The 24,638-nt window shown below is 71.5% G+C and carries 21 protein-coding genes and 1 tRNA gene; 11 read left to right on the forward strand and 11 right to left on the reverse strand.

Features of this window, described 5'->3' with window-relative positions; translation table 11 throughout:
* The first annotated feature begins 118 nt into the window (after window positions 1-118).
* Window positions 119-424: a helix-turn-helix domain-containing protein gene (locus ACQP00_RS01770; RefSeq protein ID WP_433213321.1), complete on the forward strand. Its 306-nt coding sequence runs from the start codon at window positions 119-121 to the stop codon at window positions 422-424.
* Here the strand turns inward: ACQP00_RS01770 and ACQP00_RS01775 are convergent.
* Together ACQP00_RS01775 and ACQP00_RS01780 are read right to left on the reverse strand one after the other, a co-directional pair.
* On the reverse strand, window positions 408-1,334 hold the full coding sequence (locus ACQP00_RS01775) for a hypothetical protein (protein ID WP_433213324.1): 927 nt from the start codon (window positions 1,332-1,334) through the stop codon (window positions 408-410). The two genes, ACQP00_RS01770 and ACQP00_RS01775, sit on opposite strands and share 17 nt — an antisense overlap.
* A 55-nt stretch (window positions 1,335-1,389) precedes the next feature.
* The gene (locus ACQP00_RS01780) at window positions 1,390-1,695 is read right to left on the reverse strand and encodes a nucleotide pyrophosphohydrolase (protein WP_433213327.1); all 306 of its coding nucleotides are present in this window, start codon (window positions 1,693-1,695) and stop codon (window positions 1,390-1,392) included.
* A gap of 143 nt (window positions 1,696-1,838) precedes the next feature.
* On the opposite strand from ACQP00_RS01780, the gene ACQP00_RS01785 reads away from it, so the two are divergent.
* From ACQP00_RS01785 to ACQP00_RS01805, 5 genes are all read left to right on the forward strand, one after another.
* The gene (locus tag ACQP00_RS01785; protein ID WP_433213330.1) at window positions 1,839-2,609 is read left to right on the forward strand and encodes an ABC transporter ATP-binding protein; all 771 of its coding nucleotides are present in this window, start codon (window positions 1,839-1,841) and stop codon (window positions 2,607-2,609) included.
* Window positions 2,594-4,336: a hypothetical protein gene (locus ACQP00_RS01790; RefSeq protein WP_433213333.1), complete on the forward strand. Its 1,743-nt coding sequence runs from the start codon at window positions 2,594-2,596 to the stop codon at window positions 4,334-4,336. The genes ACQP00_RS01785 and ACQP00_RS01790 overlap by 16 nt, the downstream gene beginning before the upstream one ends.
* Before the next feature lie 46 nt (window positions 4,337-4,382).
* The gene (locus ACQP00_RS01795; protein WP_433213336.1) at window positions 4,383-4,877 is read left to right on the forward strand and encodes a DinB family protein; all 495 of its coding nucleotides are present in this window, start codon (window positions 4,383-4,385) and stop codon (window positions 4,875-4,877) included.
* A gap of 90 nt (window positions 4,878-4,967) precedes the next feature.
* Window positions 4,968-5,828 carry a helix-turn-helix domain-containing protein gene (locus tag ACQP00_RS01800; RefSeq protein ID WP_433213339.1) on the forward strand — a complete coding sequence of 287 codons (861 nt, stop codon included), beginning with the start codon at window positions 4,968-4,970 and terminating at the stop codon, window positions 5,826-5,828.
* 45 nt (window positions 5,829-5,873) lie between these two features.
* Window positions 5,874-6,032 (forward strand): hypothetical protein, encoded by a 159-nt coding sequence (locus tag ACQP00_RS01805; protein WP_433213342.1) that lies wholly within the window; start codon window positions 5,874-5,876, stop codon window positions 6,030-6,032.
* On the opposite strand, the gene ACQP00_RS01810 is transcribed toward ACQP00_RS01805, so the two are convergent.
* Window positions 6,016-8,250: an FtsX-like permease family protein gene (locus tag ACQP00_RS01810; protein ID WP_433213345.1), complete on the reverse strand. Its 2,235-nt coding sequence runs from the start codon at window positions 8,248-8,250 to the stop codon at window positions 6,016-6,018. The two genes, ACQP00_RS01805 and ACQP00_RS01810, sit on opposite strands and share 17 nt — an antisense overlap.
* The gene (locus tag ACQP00_RS01815; RefSeq protein WP_433213348.1) at window positions 8,247-8,903 is read right to left on the reverse strand and encodes an ABC transporter ATP-binding protein; all 657 of its coding nucleotides are present in this window, start codon (window positions 8,901-8,903) and stop codon (window positions 8,247-8,249) included. Before ACQP00_RS01815 ends, ACQP00_RS01810 begins: the two co-directional genes overlap by 4 nt.
* Window positions 8,904-8,985: 82 nt before the next feature.
* Between ACQP00_RS01815 and ACQP00_RS01820 the strand changes: the two genes are divergently transcribed.
* Together ACQP00_RS01820 and ACQP00_RS01825 are read left to right on the forward strand one after the other, a co-directional pair.
* Complete coding sequence (locus ACQP00_RS01820; RefSeq protein WP_433213351.1) at window positions 8,986-11,454, forward strand: AAA family ATPase; 2,469 nt, start codon at window positions 8,986-8,988, stop codon at window positions 11,452-11,454.
* Between the two features lie 70 nt (window positions 11,455-11,524).
* Complete coding sequence (locus ACQP00_RS01825) at window positions 11,525-11,992, forward strand: excalibur calcium-binding domain-containing protein (RefSeq protein WP_433213354.1); 468 nt, start codon at window positions 11,525-11,527, stop codon at window positions 11,990-11,992.
* Here the strand turns inward: ACQP00_RS01825 and ACQP00_RS01830 are convergent, their stop codons facing one another.
* A complete protein-coding gene (locus ACQP00_RS01830) occupies window positions 11,993-12,730 on the reverse strand; it encodes a DUF429 domain-containing protein (RefSeq protein ID WP_433213357.1) in 738 nt (245 codons plus the stop codon). It abuts the gene before it with no gap.
* A 144-nt stretch (window positions 12,731-12,874) separates the two neighbouring features.
* Here ACQP00_RS01830 and ACQP00_RS01835 point away from each other — a divergent pair, with 144 nt between their 5' ends.
* The gene (locus tag ACQP00_RS01835; protein ID WP_433213359.1) at window positions 12,875-14,116 is read left to right on the forward strand and encodes a pectate lyase; all 1,242 of its coding nucleotides are present in this window, start codon (window positions 12,875-12,877) and stop codon (window positions 14,114-14,116) included.
* An 8-nt stretch (window positions 14,117-14,124) separates the two neighbouring features.
* On the opposite strand, the gene ACQP00_RS01840 is transcribed toward ACQP00_RS01835, so the two are convergent.
* From ACQP00_RS01840 to ACQP00_RS01860, 5 genes are all read right to left on the reverse strand, one after another.
* Window positions 14,125-14,541, reverse strand: a complete 417-nt coding sequence (locus ACQP00_RS01840; protein ID WP_433213362.1) for a hypothetical protein — start codon at window positions 14,539-14,541, stop codon at window positions 14,125-14,127.
* A 19-nt stretch (window positions 14,542-14,560) separates the two neighbouring features.
* Entirely contained in the window at window positions 14,561-15,022 is a 462-nt protein-coding gene (locus tag ACQP00_RS01845; RefSeq protein WP_433213365.1) for a Pycsar system effector family protein, read from the reverse strand.
* An 83-nt stretch (window positions 15,023-15,105) separates the two neighbouring features.
* Complete coding sequence (locus tag ACQP00_RS01850) at window positions 15,106-16,494, reverse strand: ankyrin repeat domain-containing protein (protein ID WP_433213368.1); 1,389 nt, start codon at window positions 16,492-16,494, stop codon at window positions 15,106-15,108.
* Window positions 16,461-16,533: transfer RNA gene (locus ACQP00_RS01855), tRNA-Arg, on the reverse strand. The genes ACQP00_RS01850 and ACQP00_RS01855 overlap by 34 nt, the downstream gene beginning before the upstream one ends.
* A 23-nt stretch (window positions 16,534-16,556) precedes the next feature.
* Entirely contained in the window at window positions 16,557-17,465 is a 909-nt protein-coding gene (locus ACQP00_RS01860) for an SdrD B-like domain-containing protein (protein ID WP_433213371.1), read from the reverse strand.
* 133 nt (window positions 17,466-17,598) lie between these two features.
* Here ACQP00_RS01860 and ACQP00_RS01865 point away from each other — a divergent pair, with 133 nt between their 5' ends.
* Both ACQP00_RS01865 and ACQP00_RS01870 read left to right on the forward strand, forming a co-directional pair.
* Complete coding sequence (locus ACQP00_RS01865; protein WP_433213374.1) at window positions 17,599-19,998, forward strand: hypothetical protein; 2,400 nt, start codon at window positions 17,599-17,601, stop codon at window positions 19,996-19,998.
* A gap of 18 nt (window positions 19,999-20,016) precedes the next feature.
* Window positions 20,017-20,910, forward strand: a complete 894-nt coding sequence (locus ACQP00_RS01870; RefSeq protein WP_433213377.1) for a hypothetical protein — start codon at window positions 20,017-20,019, stop codon at window positions 20,908-20,910.
* 1,191 nt (window positions 20,911-22,101) lie between these two features.
* Here the strand turns inward: ACQP00_RS01870 and alr are convergent.
* Complete coding sequence (gene alr, locus ACQP00_RS01875) at window positions 22,102-24,591, reverse strand: alanine racemase (RefSeq protein ID WP_433213380.1); 2,490 nt, start codon at window positions 24,589-24,591, stop codon at window positions 22,102-22,104.
* Window positions 24,592-24,638: the final 47 nt, after the last annotated feature.

Genomic DNA, 24,638 nt, shown 5'->3' on the forward strand with positions numbered 1-24,638 from the left:
GCCTCCCAGTAATTTCCAGCAATCCCCACTTCCGCCCACGAACACCGTTGCGGCCCTCCGCTATATTCCAGTAACTTCCACTAAACGCTCGGCGTCCGATTCACTGGGGGAGGACGGCATGTACGACATCGCTGCAATCGAGGTGGCACTGCGCGGACTGCTGGCCGACGTGCCGGGAGACCGCGAGATCCTGGTCGTGGCCGTGATGCCGGCCTCGGCGAAAGAGACGAAGGCGGGCTGGTCCACGCTGAGCGACCGCCAGCGCGAGGTGGCGCGGCTCGTCCGCCGGGGCCTGATCAACCGCCACATCGCGACCCGCCTCGGGATCAGCACCCACACGGTGAACTACCACCTCCGCAAGATCTTCAATAAGCTCGACCTGGGCTCCCGCGCCGAGCTCGCCGCGTTCAGCCCTCCCGAGTGAGCCGCCGGGGCGCGCGCTCGAACCGGCCCGGGCCGTGCTCGTAGACGCAGTCGATGTCCTGGGTCTCGAGCAGGTCGATGAGGTCCTGGTCCGGGCGCTCCGGAAGCAGCACCGCGCGGGAGGTCGGCTCGACGAAGCGGGCGTAGTCGCAGAGCTGGCCGATCGCGAGCCGGATGTGCTCGCGGCGGGACGAGGACTTGGCCTCCAGGAGCTCGTCGATCTCCTCGACGTAGACGTCGGTGAAGAACGTGTCGAGCTCGCCCGGCAGCGTGATCTCGTTGCGGACGGCGTGGTGGCCCAAAGTGTCCCGGATGAACTTTTGGTACCGCTCGACCAGACCCGCCTCCTTGCGTGCGGCGACCACCGTTTCGCCGGGGCGGCGCTCGAAGGTGGTGGTGCGGTTGCGCTCCAACGGGATGGTGCGCACGACCGTCTCGCGGCCGGCCGGCGCCGGGAGGTGCTTGTCCGGCGCGAGCGAGTCGGTCCGGAACAGCGGCGGACCGAGGATCGGCCAGCCCTTCTGCGCCGCGGAATGGCGGATCGCGCGGACGGCGTCCTCGTTGAGGTCGGCCGCGCGGACCCGGCCGAGATCCTCCTCGTCGGGATCGAGGTCGACGCGGTACGGGTACTGGTCGTCCGGCCACACCGAACGCACGTGGTCCTCGCGGAGCGCCCCGGCGAGCAGGCGGCACGTCACCGACTCGAAGGTCGCGCCGAGCCAGGCGCCGAAGTCCTCCGGTCGGGTGCGCGGCCAGCCGGAGGGCGCCGGCAGAACGGGCCGGACGCCGCGCACGAAGACGAGCCAGGTCGGCTCGGTCGTCAGGTCGGGCTCCAGCAGCCAGTCCCGCGCCTCGGCGACCTTCGGGCCGCCATTGGCGAAGGTCTTCCAGCCCCAGATGTCGCCGGCCATCCCGATCGAGAAGTTCTCGTCGGCGCGGTCACCGACATGGTGTACACCGTGCGGCTCATCGGTCGGCCTTGGGGAAGCGCGTGGCGTTGTAGGCGATCTTGTCCGCGACCGCCCGCTCGACGTCGATGCCGGTCACGTCGGCGAAGCGGAGGAGGTAGATCATCACGTCGGCGATCTCCTCGGCCACCCGGTCTGCGGGCGGGGGCTCCTCCGGGTCCCACTGGTACAGCTCGGCGAGCTCACCAACCTCGCCGACCAGGGCGAGCAGCAGGTTCCGCGGCGTGTGGTACCGCGGCCAGTCACGTTCCTCGGCGAAGCGCTGCAGTTCCTGCTGGACCCGGGCCGGCCACTCGTTCGTCACCGGCGCCTCGTCACCACAGGCAGGGCCCGCGGCCGCTGAGGGCCTTATGGCTTTGAGGGGGTGCGGAGGGGTGCAGATAGCTACACCCCGGTTCGGGAAGCAGCCTCAATCCCACCGTCATAAAGATCTCTTACCTTGAATGCATGTCACAGCAGACGGGGCCGGCGCTCGAGATCGCCGGGCTGACCAAGCGGTTCGGCGACAAGGTCGCGGTCGATGCGATCAACCTCGAAGTCCCCAGCGGCTCGTTCTTCGGGCTGGTCGGGCAGAACGGCGCCGGCAAGACCACGACGCTCTCGATGGCGGTCGGGCTTCTGCGGCCGGATGGCGGGCGGGCGCGGATCTTCGGGCAGGACGTGTGGGCGGAGCCGGCCAAAGCCAAAGCCCTCGTCGGCGTACTCCCCGACGGCCTGGCGATGCCCGAGCGGCTCACTGGCCGGGAGGCGCTGACGTACCTCGGACTGCTGCGCGGAATGCCCAAGGACGTCGTGGCGCAGCGGGCCGACGAACTGCTCGCCGTCCTGGAGTTGGACGAGGCGGAACGCACGCTCGTCATCGAGTACAGCACCGGCATGCGCAAGAAGATCGGGCTCGCCACGGCGTTGTTGCACGCGCCGAGGCTGCTGGTGCTCGATGAGCCGTTCGAGGCCGTCGATCCAGTTTCGGCGGCCACGATCAAGACGATCCTGCGCGGATTCGTGGCCACCGGGGGGTCCATTGTGCTCTCCAGTCACGTGATGGCGCTGGTTGAGCAGCTCTGCGACCACGTCGGTGTGGTTGATGACGGCAAGGTCGTCGCCGCTGGGCCGCTTGATTCGGTCAGGGGTGTGCAGACGCTGGAAGAGACGTTCGTCGGGCTGGTCGGCGGGGAGCGCGCGGCCATGAAGAAGGAGCTGTCGTGGCTGTCGAGCTGACCATGGCGCAGATGAAACTCGCGGTGATGCGGCACTCGTACCGCGGGCAGCGCGCGCAGACCGCCGGCACGGGAGCCGTCATCGGGGTGGTGCTCGCGGCCGGGACGGCTTACCTCGGCTATCTCGGTCCGGACTTCCTCGCGGCGGGACTCGCGGTGTGGATGCTCGGGTGGATGCTCGGCCCGGTGTTCATGGGTGGTGGGGACGAGACCCTGCGCCCCGAGTACTTCCCCATGCTGGGCCTCCCGCCCCGCCGCCTCGCCGCGGGGCTGCTCACCGCGTCGTTCGTCGGCGTCGCACCGCTCGTCACGCTCGGGGCACTCGCGGGGCTCATCGTGGCCGGGACGCGCTTGGGTGTGGTGAATACGCTCGTCGCAGTACCGGCGATGCTGTTGCAGTTGGCGGTTTTCGTGCTCCTGTCCAAAGTGTCCGTCGCGCTCGTCGGCATCGCGTTGCGCTCGCGGATCGGGGCGGTCGCGGCGGGCGTCGTCAACGGGGTCATCCTGAGCTCGCTCGGGCAGATCTGGGTGTTCATGGTGGCCTTCGGGGTCGCCGGCACGCCGCGCGCGGTGTGGTTCCTGCCGTCGGGGTGGGGGCTGCTGGCCGTCCGCGGCGAATGGTGGGCCTTGGCCGCCCTCGCCGCGTTGGTACTGGTCCTGCTCGCACTCTGGGCCGCGCTCCTCGGGCGGCGCGCGGGGCGGCCGCGGGTCTCCGGTCGCGGGCGGCGCCCGATCACCGCGTCGACCCCCGCCGGTGCGGTCGTCGCCAAGGAGATGCGCACCTGGTCGCGGGACCTGGTTCGCAATCACCAGCTCGCGTTCGCGCTCGCCTACGGCGTCTGGTTCGCGGCCAGCCCGCTGGTGATCGGGTGGAACGGGATGCTGCCGTACGCCGGGCCGATCTTCATCGTCATGGCCGCCGGCATGGCCTCGAACCTGTACGGGACCGACGGCACCGCCCTCTGGCTCACCATGCTCAGCCCGGGCGCCACCGACGTCCGCGGCCGGCAGCTGGCCTGGATCGCCACGCAGGGCGCGATCGCGGTACCGCTGACGGTCATCTGCACCGCCTTCGTCGGCGGGCCGTGGCCCCTGGTCCTCGCCCTGCTGCCCGCCCTGCTCGGCGGCGCGGCCGGCCTGGTGCCGCTGGTCTCGGTGTACGCGCTGGTCCCCGGCACCGACCCGCACAAGCGCGCCGGCAACCCGCTGCGCACGAGCGAGGACGACGGCGGGCTGACCGGCCTCGCGTACCTCATGCTCGCCCTCGTCCTGGTCTCCGGCGCCCCCGCCGCGCTGGTCGCGATCTACTTCGGCTGGGCCGGCCTGCCGGTCGGGCTGCTCACCGGCGCGCTGTGCTACTGGCTGTTCGGGCGGCTCGCCGAGCGCCGGCTGCTCACCCACGGCCCCGAACTGCTCGACACGATGCGCACGGGCCGGAAGGCCGCGTCGTCCCGCATGACGCCGTACAGCGACCTCCCGCCGATCAAGAAGAACATCGCGGGCATCGGGTTCGGCCTCGGCGCCATCCCGCTCTTCCCGCAGGGCATCGTCGCGCTGCTCTTCGTGGCCAACGGCAAGACCGACTCGTCGTGGTTCCTCGCGACCTACATGCCCGCGCCGTGGAACTACGCGGTCGCGATCGGCTTCATCCTGCTCGGGCTGGCGCTGTACGGAAGTGCCCTGTGGGTCGTACGGAAGCGGCCAGAACCTGACCGCATCCCCGCCTAATGTTCTCGGTGACAGCTTCCCCACCGCTTTCGAAGGACGGCTTCTGATGGAACGCGACGATCTGCTCGAGTCCTTGACCACGGCGCGCCACTTCCTCAAGTACACCGTGCAGGGCCTCACCGACGAGCAGGCCCGCCAGCGCCCGACGGTGAGCGAACTGACCCTCGGTGGCCTGGTCAAGCACGTGGGCGAGATCGAGCGCGGCTGGGCCCGCTTCATCGTCGAGGGCCCGGCCGCGGTCGCGCCCCCGGAGGAGCCCAGCGGCTACGAGGAGTGGGCCAACAACTTCAAGATGCTCGAGGGCGAGACCCTGGACGGGATCCTGCGGCGGTACGACGAGATCGCCGCCATCACCGACGAGCTCGTGCGCACCTGCGACCTCGACAGCTCCCACGAGCTGCCGCCGGCACCCTGGTTCAAGCCGGGCGCCCGCCGCTCCGCCCGCCGCGTCTTCCACCACATCGTCGCCGAGACGGCCCAGCACTCAGGCCACGCCGACATCCTCCGCGAGTCGCTCGACGGACAAAAAACCATGGGCTGATCTTGTACCGCATGACAGGGCATCTGCACGTGCATGCACGCGTGCAGATGCCCTTGCATGTCTACGCCAAGTGACGGCATGGTGAGCAGCGTGACTACCGCCCGCCCGCAGGCCGTCCTAGAGATGATCGGCCGCCAGTTACGCGACTACCGGACCGCGTGCGACCTGACCCGCACGGCCGCCGGCCAGTACATCGGGGCCGACGACACGAAGATCAGCCGCCTGGAACTCGGCCGCGTCCGGGTCAAGGAGGAGGACCTGGAGCGCCTCCTCGGGCTGTACCAGGTGCCGCCGGCCGAGCGGAAGTCCATCCTCGACCTCTCCCGCCGCGCCGGCGATCGGCACTGGTGGTTCGAGCACCGCGACGTGCTCGCCGACTGGTTCTGCTCCTACCTCCTGCTCGAATCGGCCGCCCAGTACATCCGGACCTACGAGATGCGCTTCATCCCCGGCCTGCTGCAGACACCGGCATACGCCGAGGCGGTGATGCGCCAGCGCTACGCCGACGAGGCCGAGGTCCGCCGCCGCGTCGACGTGCGCATGCAGCGCCAGCGCATCCTCACCGAGCCGGGATCGCCGCGCCTGTGGGCGGTCGTCGACGAGGCCGCCCTCCGCCGCCCGGTCGGCGGCCCGCAGGTCATGCGCGAGCAGCTCAAGGCTCTGGTGCGGGCGAACGAACGGCAGTACACCCGGATCCAGGTCCTGTCCTTCGGCGCCGCCGGCCCCGCGAGCCCGGGCACCTCGTTCTCGATCCTGCGGCTGCGCAACGCCCAGCTCCAGGACGTCGTCTACCTGGAGCAGATCGAGAGCGCCCAGTTCCTGACCGACGCCGAACAGGCCGATCCGTACCAGAAGGCCTGGTCCCGCCTGGGCGTGGCGGCCGGCGAGCCCGACGAGACGGCCGCGGTGATCGAAGATGCCCTCCGCCGCGATTATCTGCATGTTGCATAGGGTATTGATACAATTACAGGCCGGCTCCCGGTTGAGGAGGGCGTCATGGAACGCGACGTGACGCGGCACGATGAGACCGCGACCAGGCAGCAGGACCGCGACGAGGCCGTCCCGCTACCGGAGTTCAAGCGACTGCAACAGGCGGCCGAGCTCCCGGTCCGCCGCCACCGCCGGCGGGAGTATCCGCTCAGCGACGAGGACTGAGCAGGCTGCACCGGGTGGTCAGGACGGCCAAGGCGGTCGTGCCGGCCGTCAGGACGGCGAGCAGCGGCCAGGGCACGGTGATCGCCAGCGGGCCGGTGACCCGGAGCAGGGTCAGCCACAGGCCGCCCACCGCCAGCACCGCGCACCCCGCCGCCAGCACCGCCCCGATCGCGACGGCGATCAGTACCTCGGTGATCGCCATGCGGTGGATCTGGCCCGGCAAGGCGCCGAGCAGGTGCAGCGAGCGCCGCTCCCCGGCGCGGTCCGGGGCCGCCATGAGCAGAGTGTTGACCAGGCTCAGCGTCGTGTACCCGAGGATGATCGCCAGCACCACGAGCAGGCCGGTCCGGCTCGCGTCGTTCGACGGGGTCGAGGCCGGGCCGAAGCGGGCGTTGTGGCCGGGCGGGATCCTGGTGGTGGCCGGGACGTACGCGACCGAGGGCAGCGCGGAGAACGCCCGGCCCGCGCCGACCAGGATGTCGGCCGGGGCGCCCATTGGCAGCAACCCGATCACGCGCAGCGAAATCGGGGAGCCGTCCGCCAACCAGACGTGAGCGAGCGTGCCGAGCGGCAGGTCGAGGTCCGGGGTCACCATGATGGCGTCGTCGGGGACCCACGTGACGGCCGCGGCGTCGCGTCTTATGAGGACGGTCTCACCCTCCAATGTGTACACGCTCGTCGGGGTCGAGAACTGCGCGCCCGGGAGTGCGCGTTGCAGCTCGCGGTCCAGGCCGGCCGCGCTCGTCGGGACCACCGTGGCCGGGGCGGCGATCGGTGGTTTGTCCATCGTGGACTTCGCGGTGTCGGTCAGCGCGGACGCGGTCAGCAGCGACGCGGCGAGGCCCAGGGTGACGAGGACCGGGGCGGCGATCGCGGCGGTGCGGCGGGCCGAGGCGCGCGCGGACGCGGCGGCGACCTGGCCGGTGGCGCTGCGCAGGCGGGCCAGCGGAGCCGTCAGGGGCCGAACGAGCGCGGGTGCCAGCAGGCCGCACGCCGCGACCAGCAGCATCACGATCGGCATGTACGACTTGCGGTTCGTCGCGCCCGCCGGGTTGTCGATCGCGGTGATCGCCATGGTGACCAGCGCGAACGCCAGCACGCCGAAGCCCAGCACCCAGCGGGTCGGCGGCATGATGCGGGATTCGACCACCGACTCGCGCATCGCCTCGCCCGGGCGCACGCGGCTGGCTCGCCAGGCCGCCGCGGAAACGCCGAGAAGAGCAACCGCCGCACCGGTACCGAATGCTGTCCACTGTGGCCAGACCGCTCCCGAAACGGTGGTGATCCAGGGTGGCGCGCCGAACGGCAGCAGGACGCGGCCGAGCGTGGGGCCCGCGAGGACGCCCGCCGCCGCCGCGACCAGCGCGACCAGGAGCGCCTCGGCGTACACCATGCGGCGGACCTGGCCCGGTGTCGCGCCCGTGGCCCGCAGGAGGGCGAACTCGGAGCGGCGCTGGGCCACGGCGAAGGCGAACGTGGACGCGACGACGAAGATGGCCACGAACGCGGCGAAGCCGAGTGCGATACCGACGATCGTCGCGGCGTTGTTGCGCGCCCGCGCGTCCGGGGCGCGGTTCGCGTCGAGCCGGGCGCGGTCCTGGCCGGTGAGGACCAGCGCGCGGTCGCCGACGAGCTGGCGTACCTCGGCGGCCGGGCGGTTCAGGGCGAGCGCGTCGACGCGAGGGGACAGGGCGGCGGCCTGGGCATCGGTGAAGAAGACGGCCGGCTGCGGGCCTTTGTCAACGATTCCCACGATGGTGTACTGCCTGATCCCGTCCGCCGTCACCACCGGCACCACGTCGCCGAGGCGGCCTTCGTCCACCGCGATCTCGTCCACTGTGGCCGGTACGCGTCCACTGTGGAGCTTCTGGCCGGCGAGGCCGAGTGCGGACCACGGGCGGCCGACGCCGTCGCGGAGGTAGTACGCGGGGAAGACCCGGTCCACGACCGCGTCCGGCAGTGCGGCGACCAGGTCGGCCGGGACGCCGCGCGGCTCCGCCAACGGAGCACTGGCGCCGCGCACGGTGAGGGTTTGGGTGGGGGCGATGATGACGGGCACAGCGGAGTACCGTTGCGGCGGTCTTGCGGGTGAAGACACCGTGGTGTCCAGGACCAGGCCCAGGGCAGCCATGAGGGCCGAGCCGAGGGCGAGCGCGACGAACGTGCCCACGAACGAGACCCAGCGCAGCCGCAGCGTGGCGAGCGCGATGGCGATCATGCGAGCCGCCCGTCGGTGAGGGTGACGACGCGGTCGGCGTATGAGGCGGCGACCTGGTCGTGGGTGACCATCACGATCGTCTGGCCGCGCTCGTCGACGAGGCCGCGCAGGAGTTGGAGGACGTCGCGGCCGCTCGCCGAATCGAGGGCGCCGGTGGGCTCGTCGGCGAACAGTACCGCCGGCGCCGTGACCAACGCCCGCGCGATCGCGACGCGTTGCTGCTGCCCGCCGGACAGCTCGTGCGGCCGGTGCCCGCCGCGCTCGCCGAGGCCGACCGCGGCCAGGCCCGCCTCGACGGTGGCCGCGTCCGCGCGCTTGCCGGCCAGGCGCAGCGGCAGCCCGACGTTCTGCCGCGCGGTGAGGGCCGGGAGCAGGTTGAACCCCTGGAACACGAACCCGATGCTGCGCCGGCGCAGCAGGGTCAGCCCCCGCTCGCCCAGCCCGGTCAGGTCCTGCCCGTCGACCACCACGCGCCCGCTCGTCGGCCGGTCCAGTCCCGCCGCGCACTGCAGCAGCGTCGACTTCCCCGACCCCGACGGCCCCATGACGGCCGTGAACGTGCCTCGCTCGAACGCGAGTGACACTCCGTCGAGGGCCGTTACCCCGTTCCGGTACCGCCTGCTGAGGTGTTGCAACTCCACTACTGCTGCCATGCCCAAAAAGCTAGAAATCGCACGGCCCGAGCCGGTACCGGACACATGACCGGTCGGGCACCTAAGGGGCCGGGTAGGGTCGGTGGCCGTGCTGTGGGGGCGGGAGGCGGAACAGGCGCAGCTCGCGCGCGTGCTGAGCCGCGCCCGCGCGGGGGAGAGCGCCGCGCTCGTGCTGCTCGGCGACCCCGGCATCGGCAAGACCGCCCTGCTCACCCAGGCGGCCGCGGCGGCATCGGGCTTCACGGTGCTGCGGTGCGCGGGGGTGGAGACCGAGGCGGAGGTACCCTTCGCCGCCCTCCACCAGCTCCTCCTCCCCATCATGGACCGCGCGGACGCGTTGGTCGACGCGCAGTCGGCGGCCCTGCGCGCGGCCCTCGGCCTCGGCCCGCCCGCACCCGGCGACCTCCTGCTGGTCGGCGCGGCCGTCCTGTCCCTCTTGGCCGAGGCGAGCCCGGTCGCCTGCTTCATCGACGATGCCCACTGGCTGGACGACGCCTCGGCCGCGTGCCTGCGCTTCGTGGCCCGCCGCCTGCAGGCCGAGTCGATCGCCATGGTCTTCGCGGCGCGCGAGTTCGCCGGACTTCCCGCGCACCGGGTCCCGCCGTTGAGCCCGGAGGCCGCCGCCCATCTGGTCGCCGACCTTCCTTCGCCGGTACGCGCACGAGTCCTCACCGCCGCCGCCGGCAACCCCTTGGCGCTGCTCGAACTGCCCCGCACGTTCCCGGACGACCGACCGGTGCCCCTGCCCGCACGCATCCAGGACTCCTTCGCCACCCGCCTGGACACCCTGCCCCCGGACGCCCTCCTCCTGGCCGCGACCGACGACCGGGCCGACCTGTCCACGCTGCTGCGCGCGGGCGCCGACCTGACCGCGCTGTCCCAGGCCGAACGCGCCGGGCTGATCGAGGTGCTGGACGGCCGCGTCGTGTTCACCCATCCGTTGCTGCGCGCGGCCGCGTACCGGCACGCGACGTTCGACCGCCGCCTCGCCGCCCACCGCTCGCTGGCCGCAGCCGTCGACGACCCGGACCGCCGGGCGTGGCACCTGGCCGCGGCGGCGACCGGGCCCGACGAGGAGGCCGCGGTCGCGCTGGAGCAGGCGGCCGAGCGAGCGCGCGGCCGCACCGGGTACGCGGCCACGGCAGCCGCCCTCCAGCGCGCCGCCGACCTGACCGCCGCCTCGCCGAAACGCCTTGCCCGGCTGGTCGCCGCCGCCGAAGCCGCAGATGTCGCCGGCCGCCCCGACCAGGTCCGCGCCCTGCTGGACCGACTGCCGCCGTCCGAAGCCATTCGATTGCGCGCCAAGCTGGCCCCGGACGCCGCCACCGCGCACGAACTGCTGATCACCGGTGCCCGTGACGCCCCGCGATCGGTGGCGGGTCCCATGCTGTTCGAAGCGGCCCGCAACGCCTGGCAGCAGGGCGACCGCGCGCGGCTGGCGGAGGTCTCCGGCCTGCTGCATGAACGCGGATTGCGCTCGGCGGCCGGGCTCGACGCAGCCCTGGCCACCATCGACGGCGAGACCCCGTCCCGCGATGGCATGCGAGCGATGGCCGAGCTCGTAGCAGCGGCCGAGGACATCGAGGCCGCCTTCGTCGCGGGGCTCATCGGCGACTTCACCGCCAGCCGCGCGATCGCCGCGTCCGCGGTGGCCCGAGCGCGGGAGGAGGGCGCCGCCGGCCGTCTGCCCCGGGCGCTCGCCACGCTCGCCGCCGCCGAGCTCCACCTGGGCCGTTTCCGCGACGCCGTCACCACCGCCGCCGAGGGACTCCAGCTCGCCACCGACCTGGGCGGCCCGACGCAACAGCTCGACGGCATCCTCGCCTGGATCGCGGCCGCGCGCGGTGAGGACGCCGAGTGCATCCGCCTGGCCGCCACCGGGGACCCGGCCTGGTCCGCGTGGGCGCTCGCGCTGCTCGACCTGGGGCGAGGGCGCGCGACCGAGGCCTCCGACCGCTTCGAGTCCGCCCACCGAGGCCCGGCCGGTCGACACATGCAGGCCGTCTACTCCGCCCCCGACCAGATCGAGGCGGCGATCAAGGCCGGCCGGCGCGACCGGGCCGAGGCGGTCTACGTTCGCTTCGAGTCGTGGGCCACGACGTGCGACACCGACTGGTCCAACGCCGCGCTGGCCAGGTGCCGGGCCGCGCTCACGGAGGCCGCCGGCGTCCCCGATCTCCCGTGGGAGGCCGCCCGCACGCATTTGATCGTTGGGGAACGGCTGCGCCGGGAGCGCCGCAAGCACGACTCGCGCGTTCACCTCCGCACCGCCGCCGAGCTCTTCGATCGCCTCGGCGCCGCGCCCTGGGCCGACCGTGCGCGGGCCGAGCTGCGCGCGGCCGGGGAGGCGACGACGCCCGCGCCGGAACACGACACGCTGTCGCCGCAGGAGCTGCAGATCGCCCGGCTCGCCGCGGCCGGAAAGACCAACCGCGAGATCGCCGCGATGCTGTTCATCAGCCCGAAGACGGTGAGCTACCACCTGTACCGGGCGTTTCCGAAGCTCGGCGTCACCACCCGCACGCAGCTGGCCCGCCTCGACCTCAGCTGAGCCGTCAGGACGATCCCGATCGGCCGTTCGTTGATCGCATACCGGGTTCGTGTTCCGTACGTTCCGCCGTATGGCCATCCACTATGCGCAACCCGCGAAGAGCCGACGGCCGCTGCTCCTCGGAATCGGGGGCGGGCTCGCCGGGCTTTGTGTGCTCTGCTCGTTGATCGCGTACCTGGTGCCGAAGGACGACAAGCGGGAGCCGCAGCACGAGCAGCAGCCGGTCGTCCCCGTCGCCGTCACGCCCACGGCCACCGCGCTGCCCGCCACGACAACCGCCGCCGCGACGCAGGCCGCCGTCACTACGCCGTCCGCCGTCGTGATCACCACCACGGCCGCGGCGCCTCCACCGCCACCGCCCCCGCCCAAGACGACCAAGGCCGCACCTCCGCCGCCGGCCGAGACCGAAGACAACGACGTGTACTACAAGAACTGCACCGAGGCCAAGAAGGCCGGCGCCGCCCCGCTCTACCGCGGCGAACCCGGCTACCGCTCGGCCCTCGACCGCGACGGCGACGGCGTGGCCTGCGAGACGTGATCAGGGCAGCGCGGACAACGGCGCGGTCGGCACCCCGATCCAGCCCTCGACCCGCGCAACCGCAAGCTGCGTCGAAGAAGGCCGCGTCACGAGCTCCAGTGCCGCGGCGCGGGCGGTCAGGGCGGCGATCACCGCGTCGAAGGCGTCGTGGCTCGTGTGCATCAACGGCTCGAACGCGCCCAGATCGAGCCACGGTGCAGTTGCGGCAACGAGGGCGTCGACAGGAACCTCGTGCTTTCCCTTGTACCCGCGGTGCGTCAGCCCCCACCGATGGAGCGACGCCGACGGGTAAGCCTCGAGAATTCGTCCGCCGCCCGCCCGGTCCACGTCGACGCCTGCGGTGGCCAGCATCGACAACAACGCCGCACACCGCATGGCCGCATGGGCGAGCCGGTCCGCCGAGACGCTGAGCGGAATGAGGCCGGGGATCGACGCCCGAATGACCTCGTCGGTCGTCCGGTACACCATTGCACGGCGCCACGCCGAGCCGAGACCGGGTTCGGGAAGCGAGCGCACATGACCGTACCGATGCGCCAGGACCATCTGCGTGAACGGCTCCGGCCAGCCGAGTGCGCAATCGATACCGGCCTTGTCTGAGGAGGTGATTGCCGCCACGATCGTGCGATCGTCCGCGCCGAGCTGCAACGACTGCACGAACGCGCGGCCGGACTCCCAGTGCAGCACGGCCAGGGCGGTCCGCTCGTCGCCGGCCGCCAAATCCACGCCTACGGTCAGCATGCCGTGTAATTTACAGTGATGGCCGCCGATGTGACGGAACATCGCGTGGGTGGGTTGCAGGGTTGTTGCAGGTGGTTGACGACGATTTCGGAACGCCCCTAGCGTCGCCGTTCAGGAAAACGCTTTCCCGGAACGGAGGAGCAGATGCAACCCAGGATCGCGCTCGCGATCGCGTCCGGGGTCGTCGCGGTCGCGGGGGTGACGCTGGTCGCCGTCAATGAGGCGTCCGCGGCCACCGTCGACACCGGCGCCACGTATGTGTTCGTCAATCGGAACAGCGGCAAGGTCATCGACGTCTACAACTGGGCGACGAATGACGGGGCGCCGGTCAATCAGTGGTCGCGCAACGACCTCGCGGTGCAGCAGTGGAAGTTCGTCGACGCCGGGTCGGGGTACTACAAAATCAAGTCGGTGATGAGCGGCAAGGTCCTCGACCTGCCCAACTCCACCGACGGCCTCCAGCTGGTGCAGAACGCCGACAGCGGCTCGACGACGCAGCACTTCCGGCTGCAGGACTCGTCCGGCGGCTATGTGCGGTTCGTCAACCGGCACAGCAACAAGGTTGTCGAGGTCTGGGAGTGGTCGACCGCCGACGGCGGGAAGCTGGCCGGGTATCAGAACCTCGACGGCGCCAACCAGCAGTGGCAGCTGGTCAAGCTCGGGTCGGGCGGCGGCGGGGGCAGCACCCCGACCGGTGGCGGCGGCAGCACCCCCACCGGCTCCTGGCCGTCCGCCAGCGGCTCGGCGTCGGTCAACGGCACGATCAAGGTGAGCGGCACGCTCGACGGGGGCATGAAGCGGTACTGCTGCATCGGCGACGGCGGCCAGAGCGAGAGCCAGGACCCGGTGTTCGAGCTGGCCGACGGGGCGACGCTGAAGAACGTGATCATCGGCTCCCCGGCCGGCGACGGCGTGCACTGCCTGGGCCGCTGCACCATCCAGAACGTGTGGTGGGAGGACGTGGGCGAGGACGCGGCCACGTTCCTGGGCACCAATGGCGGCGACTCGTACGTCATCGGCGGCGGGGCCCGCTCCGCCAGTGACAAGGTGTTCCAGCACAACGGCAACGGCACCGTGCACATCAGCAATTTCTACGCCAGCGACATCGGCAAGCTGTACCGCGGCTGCGGCAACTGCACGAACCACTACCAGCGCAACGTGACCGTCGACAATGTGCTGCTGAACAAGGCGAAGTACGTGGTCGGCATCAACACCAACTGGGGCGACACCGCCACGCTGTCCCGGGTGGTCGTGCAGAGCTCGTCCGGCATCCACGTCTGCGCCGAGTATCAGGGGGTGAACAAGGGTTCGGAGCCGAAGTACCTCGGTGACGGCATGGGCGACGGGCACTGCAACTTCAAGTCCAGCGACATCACCTACAAATAGAACCTCACCTACAAGTAATCCGTGACCGCGGCGGGCAGTGCGAGCTGCCCGCCGCTCACGGTGAACGGCTCCGGAAGGTCGTTCTCGTAGAACCGCACGAACCCGGCGAACCCGATCTGGTCGGAATGCCGGGCGATTCCCGTCAGCAGCGCGTGCATCGCCGGAAATTCATCCGGGTGCACTTCCTGCAAAACGGTGAGCGCCCAACCCCCTTGCCGCTCGACCAGTTCGCCGATCACAGCCCCGCCCACCTTCCACGCCGGGCCGCGCGCCGCGAACACCGGGTCGTGGTCGAACCCGCCCGTCAGCGGCAGCGCATCCGGCTCGGCGACAAGCCCGAGGTGCCAGCGCAACTCGGCCAGCTCGTCGGCGGGCAGGTCCGCGCGCAGGTTCAGTTTCACCAGGACCTCGAAGACATCGGCCATACGCGCAGGGTAAAGCAGCTCAGAACAGCGTGAGCGCCATCCCGGCCACCGCCCCGGTCAGCAGCAGTACCGAAACCTGCAACAACCGGTGCTTGCGCCAGTTGAGGCGGCTCATCCGCACGAGTTGGGAGGCGAGCATCGCGAGCTCGTCGGCCGGCGTGAGCGTGTCCAGATGCGCGGTGAGCTCGGCCGGGCGCCAGTGGCGCAGGTGGCCGAAGTACACCGAATGGCGCGCGAACTCCGCCCGGTGCATCCGCCGCGGGCCCAGGATCGGCAGCACCACGGACGCCGTGGTCGCCATCGCGGCCAGCAGCAGGATCAGGATCACGGCCGCCGGCCAGCTGCGGTGATCGTCCGGTGAGCCGACGACGAAGACGGCCGCCCCGCCCTCGACCGCGAGCAGGATCGACGCCTTCACATCGGCGCGGGTGGTCCAGGACTCGAGAGCGGCGTGCACGCGCCAGGCGAATTCGACGTTCATACGCCCAGCCTGCGGCGCATCGACGACCATGATCCCCGATTTCTAGGGGATCCCGGTGTCGCATGTCAGCAAGAACAAAGCAGTCACATGTCAGCCAGGAACGCCAGCTCGCGCCCGTCGTGGTAGTACCGCGCGGCATGCCGGGGTGTCGCACCGTGCACCGTCTCGGCCCGCGGGTTCGCGCCCGCCGCCAGCAGCGCGCGAATGAACCCGACGTCGCCGCCCTGCATGACCGCCTCGTACAGCGGCGTGCGCCCGATCCGGTCCGCCCCGTCCACCGGCACGCCCGCTTCGAGCAGCGCCGGCACGACCCGCGCATGGTCGAGCCAGACCGCCATGTGCATCAGCGACCACCCGTTGTTCGCGCGCATCCGCGGGTCGATGGTCCCGTCGCGCAAGCCGCGCAGCAGATACTCGGTGTCGCCGAACTGCAGCCGATGCATGAGCCTGCGCCGGTACTCGTGCAAGGCTCGCGGCAACCGCCCGCCACCCTGCTGCCAGGCCTGCTCGACCCCGAAGCAGCCCGGACTGTCCCCGCCGAGCGCGCGCAACGCCGCCTCCCGCCGCTGCTCCCGCTCATCGTGATCGTGCAGGGCGAGCCGCCCGCCCGCGATGCCGAGCCGGTGCCACCGCCCGTGGCAGCGCACCCGAAACTCGCTCGGACCAGAACGAGCGGCAGGAGGAGGAGGGAGCTCGAGCCGTACCGACGAGGTAGGAATCCGGACGGGAACCTCGAGGTAGTTGCCCGGATCGGATGCCGACGCGGTCATTGAGGGCACGTCGATCGTCAGATAGGCCCCGAACAGCGTCGCCACCTGATCCACCCCGAACGCGGCCGCGGCCTCCACCGCCAACTCGGCGACGCCGAGAGGGCTCGTCGGGGACACGGAAGGCGACTGCAGGCAGCTCAGATCGTCGAAGTCGAGCGTGATCCCGCAGCGCTTCCAGGCCTCCCGGTAGTCGCCCGCCGCCAGCAGGGCCAGGATCTCCGGGGAGGGCGAGGGTGGGGCGACCCGGACGTCCCATGTGTAGCGGGGCGCGTAGTACCAGCGCGTGTTCTTCAGGTCGGCGAACGAAGCGACGCTGAGCTGAACCCGCTGCGGCCCGGTCGGCGACTTCGGCAGCCGCACGCAGAGGAGCGGTGCGGTCGCGGCGCCCGAACGCGGAGCCAGGACCGCGGTGACCTTGGCCTGCAGGGTGGCCCGCCCGCCCCGATGCCGCGGGAGGTGCCACCACAGCCGGTCGAGGGCCAGGTGGCGCAGGTCGTCCTCAAGAGAGGGCGCCGCGGCAAGGTCGATGTCGATCGTCACCGGCAGCAGGCTCGCGGCCGCCCGCCAGTCGCCGGACGACCGGGCCGAGGCCGCCGCCGCGACGAGCGCGGGCGACGGCATCTCGGCCCGGATCTTGCGCCAGAGCGGCAGCTCACGATCCAGGAAGGGCAGGCCGGCCGGAATCGAACCGGCGTCCTCCAACTTCGCAAGGTGGCGTGACGACCTCTGCACTACGGCCTGCCGCGCATGAGCATAGGGCGACTCTAGGCCTGCAGGTGGACCCGGCGCCGACGGGCGATCAGGACCAGCGCGGCCCCGACCACGACGGCCGCGAGGCCCGCACCGACGATGAGCGGCGTGTTCGATCCGGTGACCGGCAGCGCCGGCCCGGCTGCGGCCGATGCCGAGGGCGCCGGGCTGGCCGACGAGCTCGGGACCGCCACCCGCTTGGCGACGACGCTCACCCTGCTCTCCTGGTCGCCCTGAACCTCGCCGGGCGTGGTGTCGGACTGGCCGTCCTCGCCCGCCAAGATCTTCCAACCGGCCGGCGGGGTGAAGGTGATCTGGATGATCCCGGCCGGCACCTGGGTGATCTTGTACGCGCCCTTGTCGTCGGTGGTCGCCTCGCCGTACTTGGTCTTGCCGTCCTCGCTCTTCACCGTGACGACGACCTTCGCGATGCCCTTGGCCGGGTCGTACGGAGCATTGGAGTCGGCGCCCTCGGAGACGAACCCGGTGACGGTGCCGAACGCGCCCGGAACGACGAGCGCCACGTTGATCTGGTTGTCCGCGAGGTTGGCCTCGCCGTTGTCGGCGCCCAGGTCGAAGGCGACGAACCCGTGCCCGCGAACGAAGGCCATGTGCTCGATCTTGCCGCTGAGCAGCACGGTCTTGGTCGCGCCGGCGGCGAGGTCGAAGCCGGTCTTGAACTCGGTGTATGTGACGCCGGAGACGCCGCCGTCCTCGCCGCCCGTGTAGTGGACGTGCTTGGCGTCGACGGAGCTCGTGTTCTTGACCGTGACGGTGATCTTGAAGGTGTCGCCAACGGCGTAGGTGGCCTTGTCGGCCTGGCCGGTGACGGAAATGTCAGGTTTGGGGGCGGCCGCGAGAGCGGCGGTGGCGGGGATGAGGGAGAGGACCGCGCCGGCGAACGCGGCGGCGAGTGCACGCATGGGAAGGCACCGTATCGATTTGTTCCGTATTCCGCTGCCCCGTACGGCTCTTCCGTTTGACGACAGTGCCTCACACACACCCGGTGTAGGGTAAGGCCCGTTCGAAATGTGACCCATTGTTGAAGAGGAACCGATGGTCGACGTTGCGCTGCTGCTGGGTGGCCCGTCCGAGGAGCGCGGAATCTCGCTCAACTCCGCACGCTCCGTAGCGGACCACCTCGAGGGCGCCGTGGTCGACCTCACCGAGATCATCTTCTTCGACCGGCAGCTGCGGCCGTACTCCATCCCGCGCGGCCTGCTCTACTGCAACACCCCGTCGGACTTCGACTTCAAGCTCGCCCACGAGGGCCGGCCGCTGAGCGAGGACGAGCTGATCGCCCGCCTGCGCACGGCCGGGCTGGTGTTCCCCGTCATGCACGGCGCGTTCGGCGAGGACGGGCAGGTCCAGGCGCTGCTGGAGAAGGCCGGGGTGCCGTTCGTCGGCACCGGCGCGCAGGCGTGCGCGACCGCCTTCGACAAGTACAACGCCAAGCAGGCCCTCGACTCCCACGGCATCGGCGCCGTCCCCTCGGTGCTCGTGGACGCGGCGATGTCCGACGAAGAGGCCGAGCGGGTCGTCAACGAGTCCTTCCCGGACGTGGCCAAGCTGGTGCTCAAGCCCGCCACCGGCGGCTCCAGCATCGACGTCTTCGTGGCCCGCGACCGCGCCGCCGCCATCGACATCCTGCGCACCCTGCGCCAGCGCCACGACCGGATCGTGATCCAGCCCCGCATGCACGGGCACGAGGTCACCACCATCGTGATCGAGGGCGCGGACGGACCGGTCGCGCTCATCCCGATCGAGATCGAACTGCAGAACCAGGCCAGCGAGGACGAGATCTTCGACTACCGCCGCAAGTACCTGGCCAGCAACGACTCGCACTACCACTGCCCGCCGCCGCGGGACGACGAGACGATCGCCCGCATCCAGGGCATCGCCGAGGCCTCGTTCACCACGCTGGGCCTGCGCGACTTCGCCCGCATCGACGCGTGGCTGGAGGAGGACGGCTCGATCCTCGTCTCCGACGTCAACGTGATCAGCGGCATGGAGCAGAACAGCTTCCTGTTCGTGCAGGCCAGCCAGCTCGGCATGACCCACGCCGACATCCTGCGCGAGGTGCTGCGGGCCGCGGCCCGGCGCAACGGGCTGCCGTTCGAGGCGCCCTACGACACCACGATCCAGACCGGGCAGCCGGTGGCCGTGCTCTTCGGCGGCGCCACGGCCGAGCGCCAGGTGTCGGTGCTCAGCGGCACCAACGTGTGGCTCAAGCTGGCTCGTTCGCAGAAATACGCGCCGATTCCGTACCTCCTGTCGCCCGACGGTTCGGTCTGGCAGGTCTCCTACTCCTCGGCCCTGCGGCACTCGGTCGAGGAGATCGTCTACGCCTGCCGCGACGGCCAGCGCCTCGAGGAGCGCCGCAGCCGCCTCGCCGCGCGGATCATCGAGCGGCTCGCGCTGCCGGACGAGGCGCGCAGCACGTCGGTGGCCCCGCCGGTGCAGCTGACCATGGACGAGTTCCTCGCCCGGCACGACTTGGTCTTCATCGCCCTGCACGGCGGCGCGGGGGAGAACGGGACGTTGCAGGAGCTGCTGGATGCGCACAACATCCGGTACAACGGAAGCGGCCCGGACGCCTCCCGCCTCTGCGCCGACAAGTATCAGACCGGCCTGGTCGTGGCGACCCTGGAGGGCGAGGGCATCCACACCGCCCGCCGCGTGCGGGTCGACGTGCCCGAGACGTTCGACGAGCCCGGCATCGAGTCGCTGTGGCACGACATCATCACCGAGGTGACCGACACCCGCGTGGTGGTCAAGCCGCTGGACGACGGCTGCTCGGCCGGCATCGTGCCGCTCGGAAATGCTTCGGACCTGCAGCGGTACCTCGAACTCATCAACGCCGACGCGCACCGCATCAAGGGCGCGGGCTTCTCGCTGCTCAGCCCCGAGCAGCTGGTCGAGATGCCGACGAGCCGCCCCGAGCACCTGCTGTTCGAGGACTACATCGACACCGACGACGTGCGGGTCGAGGACCACTCGGGCAAGGCGGAGCTGCTCTGGGGCCGCGAGCGGGACACCGGCTGGATCGAGGTGACCGTCGGCGTCATCGGCCCCAAGGGCGCGATGGTGGCGATGAACCCCTCGATCACCGTGGCCAGCGCCGGCATCCTGAGCCTCGAAGAGAAGTTCATGGGCGGCACCGGCATCAACATCACCCCGCCCCCCGGCCCGCCGCTGGGCCGCATCGAGCCGGGCGCGGTCGAGGCCGTGCGGGCGCGCATCTCGCGGGTCGCGAACGTGCTGGGCATGGCGGGCTACGGCCGGATCGACGCCTTCATGCATCGCAAGACCGGCGAGGTCATCATCATCGAGGCCAACTCGCTGCCGGGGCTTACGCCGGCGACGGTCTTCTACCACCAGGGCCTGGCCGAGGAGCCCCCGGTCCCGCCGCGCCAGATCCTGGAGCGCCTGCTGGACCTGGCCAACCACTCGTAGCCCTTTACAGTCGCGGGCGTGATGGTTCCCCGCCTGCTCGCATCGGCCCCGGTCGCGGGACCGGTGCGCGACTGCCTCGACGGCGGCTGGCTCATCCTGGAGCCGGCCGCCGTTTCCGTACTCTCGCCCCTGCTCGAGCCGACGACCCACATCCCGCTGCCGGACGTCGACGGCCTGCGCGAAGCCGACTTCGACGGCCGCCGGCTCGTGCTGATCGCCCGCGCGGAGGTTTTGGCCCTCTCCCCGTCAGGCGAGCTGCTCTGGCGCCTGGACGAGGGCGCCGAGGAGGCCCGCCTGGCACCGGCCGGCGCGGTTGGCGGCCACGCGCCGGCCGGTGCGGTTGGCGGCCACGCGCCTGACGGTGCGGTTGGCGGCCACGCGCCTGACGGCCTGCTGTGGCTGACACGCGGCGACGTGCTGTTCGCCCTGGACGCTCAGACCGGCCGCGAACTGGCCCGAACCACGGTCTCCCAACCAATGATGACCGGCCCAGTATTGAGCCGATTCGATGACACCCCAGTGACACCGGTGTTGGTGGAGGATGGAATCACGCTCAAAGAGTTGGGCGGGGCTTACGTGGCAGGAACCGCCGGCGACCGGTACCTGTCAGTCGGCTACGAGGACGACACGGAGGTGAGCTGGCACGACGCAAACACCGGAGCAACCCTGGCCAAGCACACCTTCGACCCGGGAGAACCAATCGACGGCTGCGCACTCATCTCGAACGACTACGTCCTGCTGAACGACCTGCTCCTGGCCACCCGCACCCTGCGCTCGGTAGGCCGCCTGACCTACCCGGTGCCGACGGGGACCCCACGCACGTCACCAGCCCCCGGCCGCTGGCTGACCGCCGGCCCGACCCTGCATCTTTGGGAACTGGCCGACCCGCCAGGCGAAGCCACGCTGTTCTGAGGCGGTGCCCCCTCGCGCCGGTTCGTGTCTCGCGCCGGTTCGTGTCTCGCGCCGGTTCGTGTCTCGCGCCGGTCCGTGTCTCGCGCCGGTCCGTGTCTCGCGCCGGTCCGCGGCCGTCGGAGCCCGCCGACGGCGCAGGCCAACCTGCCCACGGTGCAGTGAGCGCGTCGGCGGCGTGGGAGCCCACCGCCGGGTCGCGCCGGGTCGCGCCGGGTCGCGCCGGGTCGCGCCGGGTCGCGCCGGGTCGCGCCGGGTCGCGCCGGGTCGCGCCGGGTCGCGCCGGGTCGCGCCGGGTCGCGCCGGGTCGCGCCGGGTCGCGCCGGGTCGCGCCGGGTCGCGCCGGGTCGCGCCGGGTCGCGCCGGGTCGCGCCGGGTCGCGCCGGGTCGCGCCGGGTCGCGCCGGGTCGCGCCGGGTAGTCGTCGACGCGGTGGAGTCATTCGCGCCGACGGCCAGCGGTGGCCGGTCGAGCGACCCGCCGACCGGCACGCGGTGGTGTCGGTGCGTGGCCGTTCGTCGGGCGTGCGGTGGCGTCGGTGCGTGGCCGCTTGACCGGTGTGCGGTGGTGTCGGTGCGTGGCCGTTCGTCGGGCGTGCGGTGGCGTCGGTGCGTGGCCGCTTGACCGGTGTGCGGTGGTGTCGGTGCGTGGCCGTTCGTCGGGCGTGCGGTGGCGTCGGTGCGTGGCCGCTTGACCGGTGTGCGGTGGTGTCGGTGCGTGGCCGTTCGTCGGGCGTGCGGTGGCGTCGGTGCGTGGCCGCTTGACCGGTGTGCGGTGGTGTCGGTGCGTGGCCGTTCGTCGGGCGTGCGGTGGCGTCGGTGCGTGGCCGCTTGACCGGTGTGCGGTGGTGTCGGTGCGTGGCCGTTCGTCGGGCGTGCGGTGGCGTCGGTGCGTGGCCGCTTGACCGGTGTGCGGTGGTGTCGGTGCGTGGCCGTTCGTCGGGCGTGCGGTGGCGTCGGTGCGTGGCCGCTTGACCGGTGTGCGGTGGTGTCGGTGCGTGGCCGTTCGTCGGGCGTGCGGTGGCGTCGGTGCGCGGCCGCTCGTCGGGCGTGCGGTGGCGTCGGTGCGCGGCCGCTCGACCAGCGCGCGGTGGCGCCGGTGCACGGGTGACGGGCCGCTGTCCGTCGGACCACGCGGAGATCTTGAGGGGGTGTGGGTGGAGCGGAGCTCCCCCACCGCTCTTGGGAAATACAGCTCAGTGCTGGGTGAAGATCCGCTGGACGCGCGGGCCGACCTGGGTCAGCAGTTCGTGGGAGACCGTCTCCATCGCGGCGGCGGCCTCCTCGACCGGGACTGAGAAGCCTGCGTACTGGCCGAAGATCAGTACATCGGACCCCACCTCGGCGTCGGGGTGGCCGGTGATGTCGATGGCCATCGAGTCCATTGAGATGGTGCCGGCGATCTCGCAGCGGCGGCCGTTGACCAGCACGTAGCCGACCTTGCGGAAGGCGCGCGGGACGGCGTCGTAGTAGCCCGCGGCGATCAGGGCGATGCGGGTGTCGGGCGTCTGGGCGCGGAAGAGGCCGCCGTAGCCGACCCGCTCGCCCGGCGCCATGTCGTGGATCTCGACGATCCGCGAGACCAGGCCGACGCCGGGGGTGAGGGTCACGAGGCTGCTGGTCGCGGTCGAGGGCTGCAGCCCGTAGAGGCCCAGGCCGATGCGGACCATGTCGTAGCGCGCCTCGGGGAAGCGGATCGTGGCGGCGGTGGCGGCGGTGTGCCGTACGACATCCTCGAAGCCCATCTCGGCGGCCGCCGAGCACACCGAGCCGAACCGTTTGAGCTGCTCGTGGGTGAGGTCGTCCTCGTCCGGGTCGTCCGGGCACCCGAGGTGGCTCATCAGCCCGGCCAGCCGCAGGTGCTCGTGGCCGCGCAGCTTGCCCAGCAGCTCGATGGCCGCCTCGGGGTAGAGGCCGCTGCGGTGCATGCCGGAGTCGACCTCGACGTGTACGTCCAGCCGGCGGCCGCTGCCGGCGGCGGCGCGCACGGCGGCGTCGTACATCTCCATGGAGTACAGCGACGGGGTCAGCCGGTGCCGCACGAGCCGGTCGAGGTCGCCCGGAACAGCCAGAAAGACCAGGATCGGCATCTGTACCCCGGCCCGCCGCAGCGCCACGCCCTCGTCCGACGTCGCCACGCCGAGCCAGTCGACGCCCGCCTCGCGCAGGGTGTGCGCGACGGTGACCGGGTTCGTACCGTACGCGTCGGCCTTGACCACGCCCATCAGCTTGGTGTGCGGCCCGACCAGCTTGCGGAACGCGGCCACGTTGTCCCGCACGGCCGCGAGGTCGACGTAGAGCCGGGTCGCGGCCGCGGTCTCCACCAGGTGCATCCAGGAGTCGGTGACCATGGTGTCCCGCGGTACGTGCACCAAAGCCACGTCGTCCGGCCGCAGCTCGGTCGCCACGAACGCCCGCATCCGGTCCTCGTCGGGGAAGCGGTGCACGGGCACGTCGCTGCCGGCCAGCGAGGCCTCGATCAGCCCGTGGGCGTCGTCGGTCAGCCCGCAGACCAGCCGGACGTTCTCGGCGCGCAGGCAGCGGGCCATCGCCTCGGCCTCGTCGGCGGTGAGCCCGGCCAGCGGATCGCCGATGATCATCAGCGTGCGGCCCTGGGCGCCCATCAGCGAGCGGGCGGTGCGCAGGGCGCTGCTCAGCGCGAGGGGATCGGTGTTGGCCAGCTCGCCGACGACGGTCGCGCCGTCGGGGCGCCGCCACATCTGCATCCGGGTCGACGGCGGCGTGTAGTCGGCGGCCGCCGCGAGCAGGTCGGCCCCGCGCATGCCGAGCAGGGTGGCCGCGCCCATGGCCAGCTCGAGGTCCTTGAGCACCTCGGGGGACGGGGTGGCGACCAGCAGGTCCTCTTCCGTGCCGTCCGGGAGCACGGCCCGCACCAGCGAGGAGCGTTCGACGTGCCGCTGCCGGACCAGCCGGGGCAGGGACGCCGTCTTGATCTTGTGCTCGGGCACGATGTGGCGGGCCTCAGCCAGTACACCCGCGTCGTCTTCGCCCATCAGAAGCCACCCGTCGGCGGGCAGTCCGGCGGCCATGCTCAACAGCTCGCGCGCGTGCTCCTCGCGACTGCCGAAGCTCTGCCCGCTGCGGGAGCCGAGGTTGGTGAACACGACGGCGGTGGGGTCGACCATCCGGGCCAGTCGGGCCATCTCGCCCGGCTCGGTCGCGGCCGCCTCGATCACCGCGACCGGCACGTCGGCCGGGCACTGCAGCACGGACAGCGCGACCCCGAGCTGGCTGTTGTAGCTGCCGGGGCTGCCGTAGGTCACCCGGTGCCCGGCCAGCAGCCCGACCAGCGCGTCCTTGGTGAGCGTCTTGCCGTTGCTGCCGACGACCGCGACGAACGTGGTCGTCTTGAGCTTGGCCCGCCACCAGACCGCCATCTCCTGCAGCGCGGCCAGCGGGTCCGGCACCCCGATCACGGCCTGACCCGGGAACTCGGCCAGCCGGCGCTCGTCGACGACCGCGGCGATCGCCCCGTTCGCGAGGGCCCGCGCCACGAACCGGTGACCGTCCGTGACACCCTGAAGGGCGAAGAAGAGGCTGTCGGCCTGCAGCCGGTCCGAGTGGATGGCGACGCTGCCGACCAGGCGTTCTTCGGGCTTTCCGGCCCGGAGGTGCACCGTGCCGCCGACGATCGACGCCACCTCGGCGAGCGGGACTGGGTCCATTCGCCGAATAGTAGCTGGAGTGAGCTGCTCCACGGACAGTAAGATTG

The sequence above is a fragment of the Dactylosporangium sp. CS-047395 genome (genome assembly GCF_050942185.1).
In the GTDB taxonomy this organism is placed as follows: Bacteria; Actinomycetota; Actinomycetes; order Mycobacteriales; family Micromonosporaceae; genus Dactylosporangium.